This window comes from Streptomyces sp. NPDC051286 (assembly GCF_044455345.1).
Lineage (GTDB): Bacteria > Actinomycetota > Actinomycetes > Streptomycetales > Streptomycetaceae > Streptomyces.
Genome location: NZ_JBITER010000132.1, coordinates 1 through 3,313, shown reverse-complemented (window position 1 = coordinate 3,313; position 3,313 = coordinate 1). Strand labels below are relative to the sequence as shown.

Sequence of the window (3,313 nt, the reverse complement as noted above, 5' to 3'; positions counted from 1 at the left end):
AGATCTACCGGCTCATCGTCCCCACGAGCACCCCAGCCAACCACCCAAGCCCCGCGGGAGTCGTTGCTTGACATCCATAGGGGCATCAACGCCCTGTTAACGGATCACCGAGTGGCCGTCGGTTACACCACGCCACCGGACGTGACCCGAATAATTTCAGATAGGCGCTCACGGCCTGGCCTGCACAGACCACACCAGCTGCTTCAGCGCCATCCGGGCAGCCGGGGCCCGCCCGGGAATCGTCGCCCAGTACGGGTGCGTACTGATCCGCACGGACAGCCGCTGCAGCGAGCGCCGCAGGACCGTGCTCTGAGAGGGATTCTGCTCCTCGGCCAACTGCTGGTACGTGGCGTACCAGGCACGCTGGGCCTTCAGTAGGTCGTCGGGGAAAGCGTAGGAAGACATCACCTCAGAATTGCATCACATGTTCGAATTGCGGTGCATCGCACATACGAGTGAACTCGGCTGCCCTGTGCCATCGAACCTGGTGGACGCTGGGCAGTGGCAGCCGGGAGATCCCGAGGTCCTGGTGGCGCTGAATACCGACTATGACGCACCCCGCACCGCCGGCCAGCTCGGCGACCTGGCGGTGCAGATCCTCGGCCGCCTCCGCTCCGATCGCGTGATGCGCCGACTGACGCCGCGTCGCGGGGGACCGGACGGGTTCCGCGTGTTGGACTTCGCACCAGGTCTCGCCCGGGCTTTGAGGAAGCGCACCGCGCGGCCGCCTCATCCCGAGGAGGACCACCGCCGCGCTCGGCGCACGGACCGCCCCACGCACGTCCACGGCCCGCGAGACACCCGAACCGGCACCGGTGCACGTGCCCGATCCCGAAGCCCCTGATACGAGCAGCGGCCGCCCGAAGAGCAGCAGTGGCTGCTGAAGGTGATGACGGGACCAGTAAGACCGCGGTCACACGCAGGACGGAGACTGTGCCGTTGCTTGGCGAGCGCCTTTCCTGCAGTCCAGATCGAAGGTGCTGGAGGGCCCGGCCTCTTCGAACCGAGGGCGTACGTGTCCTCCCGCCATGAACCTCAGGTAGAGGTTCAGATTGACCCGGATTGCAGTGCCGGCTCGTAGCGTCGACGAGAAGGGGTTCGGAGCGGCCGGGCCCACGCGGGCAGGGAGCGGGCATGGGACACATCAGCATCGACGGCGACGGTCTGGGACGGCTCCCTGCCAGGCGGAGCCAGCGGCTGCGGCCCCTCGTACGAGCAGGCGTACAACGAGCTCGCAGCCGCCCTGCCGCGAGCATCTCCTCCCCGAGCTGTGCCGGGCCGCTGACCGCGCTCTGTTTGAGTTCACCAACGTCGATCTGCTGGAACGGGCGTGCGCGATCGGCGCAGGGGAGCCGTACGAACAGCGGTGACCGTCGCCTGAGAACTCTCCCGTGCGGCCGAAGAACGGCCCGCACACAGCCCCGTGGCCAGCACCCACCACGAGCCGCTTCACGCCGGACTCTGCCCTGCCACGACACGGACACGGCACACCCCTGGCCCTTCAGGTACCTACTAGGTACCATCAGGGTATGCCGTCCTTGAACATCACTTTCACCGACGACGAACTCGAAGCGGTCCGCGCAGCCGCGACCGCCGAGGGCAAGTCCCTCAAGCAGTTCGTCCACGACCTCCCGCTGCGCGAACAGCAGCGCCTCCAGTTCGTCCGCTACGCCATCTCCTGGGGCGAGCAGCACCGCGACGAGTTCGACGACGCCTTCCCCGACGAGATGCCGCCGGCCGACCGCCAGCAGGGAGCCGAAGCCGCCTGATGGTCCTCTACATCGACGTCCCCTGGCTCCTGGACGTCCAGGAGCAGGCCGTCCCCGAAGACGTCACTGTCGCCGACTACTCCGCACTCGTCGCGGCCGTCGCCCGCCACAAGACCCGCATCCCGCGCCCCACCACCGCCGAACCCGACGCAGCCTGGCGCGCCGCCGCTCTCCTGCACGCCCTGGTCCGGCTCCAGCCACTGCCGTACCGCAACTCCCTCTACGCCTGCCAGGTCGCTGCGGCCTACATGCACGCCTCGGGCGAGGGCATCGACCCCCCATACGGCGCGCTGGTGGAACTGGTCCGCGACATCCAGTCCGGCAAGGCAAACGTCTACCAGGCAGGCGACCACATCCGCTCCTGGCGCATCTGACGGCGTGGCGGGGCTCTTCGCGCTGCCCGCCGGGAGTCGTACAGCTCGTGGGCAGTGGCCAGCCGGGCGTTCATCGGCCCGCTGCCGGTCGGTGCGGCGTTTCGGCCAGAGACTGAGCCACCCCTGAGCAGGGCGCTGTCACGTTGTTGAGTGAGTACGTGTCTGCCTGTGTGTCGGGGCGTGGCGGGGGCCGGGTTCCGGGCCGGTGTTCAGACCGGGGTGGGCAGGCCGGTGGCGCCGGTGATGTGGTCCCAGATGGCGAAGCGGATGGTCATCTTGGCCCGGTGGTCGTATGTGGTGCGGGCCGGCGCCCAGCGGGCGGCGCCTGACCATCCGCTCAGTCGCCATAGCCCCCTCCCGACCCAGCGGCCAGGCCGAGGTGCGTACGGAACAGCTGCCGTTCAAGAAGCCGCCGTACGGCCCACTGGGCACCTCCGAGCGCGAAACGCCCTCCCCGTCGGAGCGGTGCCTGAGGGGCACTCAGAGGACCGCCTGCGGCCTCGTGTTGTGGGTGCTGGCAGAACGGGGCCGGGGGTGCGAAGCGGGGTTGGCGGCCGGAAGAGCGAGGTGGTCGGTCGGGTCCGCCGTCGTGCCGAGACAGCGGTGGCCGGGCATGCGGGTTGTGGAGCTGAGGCGTACCCCCATCCCAAACAGTAGTTATCTCAGTTGACCTTTCACCCGGGTCTCTCACCTGGATCTGTCACATGGCCCTTTCAGCGGCCATTTCATACACCCGCTGGGCCATCCATGATCAACCGCTGGTGCATCAGCTCTCGGGAGGCTGGATCGTTTGGGATTGGAGGGCTCAGCTGGCTACCTTCTGGTGCATGAAGACGACGACGCCCGCCAAGCGGGACATGCAGGAGATGACCGCGACTGGGCGGGACACGCGTACGGCGGTCCTCACCCGTTCGATCCGGGCCAACGTGCCGCTGCGCAAGACCTTCGTTCAGGCGAACAAGGGGGCCGCCAGCCGCCATGGGCCTCTGAAGGATTTCGTGACCGGGAGGGACCTGCGGGGCCTCAAGGCCTACCTGATTATCGTGGCCGCCTGCAGCAACGGGGACAACGGCAACCCATCGGGGTTACCACGTTCCACGCGAGCGAGATACGACCGGGGTGGGTGCCCCCTTTACTCCGGGACGGCGATGCTCTCCCGGCTGACAAAGA

3 protein-coding genes and 2 pseudogenes are annotated in these 3,313 nt (G+C 67.9%); 4 read left to right on the top strand and 1 reads right to left on the bottom strand.

All coding sequences use genetic code 11. The features are described from left to right. Nucleotides 1-168: 168 nt before the first annotated feature. Complete coding sequence (locus ACIBB8_RS37695; protein WP_398959910.1) at nucleotides 169-405, bottom strand: hypothetical protein; 237 nt, start codon at nucleotides 403-405, stop codon at nucleotides 169-171. A gap of 79 nt (nucleotides 406-484) precedes the next feature. On the opposite strand from ACIBB8_RS37695, the pseudogene ACIBB8_RS37690 reads away from it, so the two are divergent. The 4 genes and pseudogenes from ACIBB8_RS37690 to ACIBB8_RS37675 all read left to right on the top strand — a co-directional run. After that, nucleotides 485-649: pseudogene (locus ACIBB8_RS37690) on the top strand (transposase); the annotation flags it as partial. An 880-nt stretch (nucleotides 650-1,529) separates the two neighbouring features. Beyond that, on the top strand, nucleotides 1,530-1,769 hold the full coding sequence (locus ACIBB8_RS37685) for a hypothetical protein (RefSeq protein ID WP_331755507.1): 240 nt from the start codon (nucleotides 1,530-1,532) through the stop codon (nucleotides 1,767-1,769). Then, complete coding sequence (locus tag ACIBB8_RS37680) at nucleotides 1,769-2,143, top strand: toxin Doc (RefSeq protein ID WP_398959908.1); 375 nt, start codon at nucleotides 1,769-1,771, stop codon at nucleotides 2,141-2,143. Before ACIBB8_RS37685 ends, ACIBB8_RS37680 begins: the two co-directional genes overlap by 1 nt. 827 nt (nucleotides 2,144-2,970) lie before the next feature. Next, a pseudogene (locus ACIBB8_RS37675) lies at nucleotides 2,971-3,313 on the top strand (hypothetical protein); the annotation flags it as partial.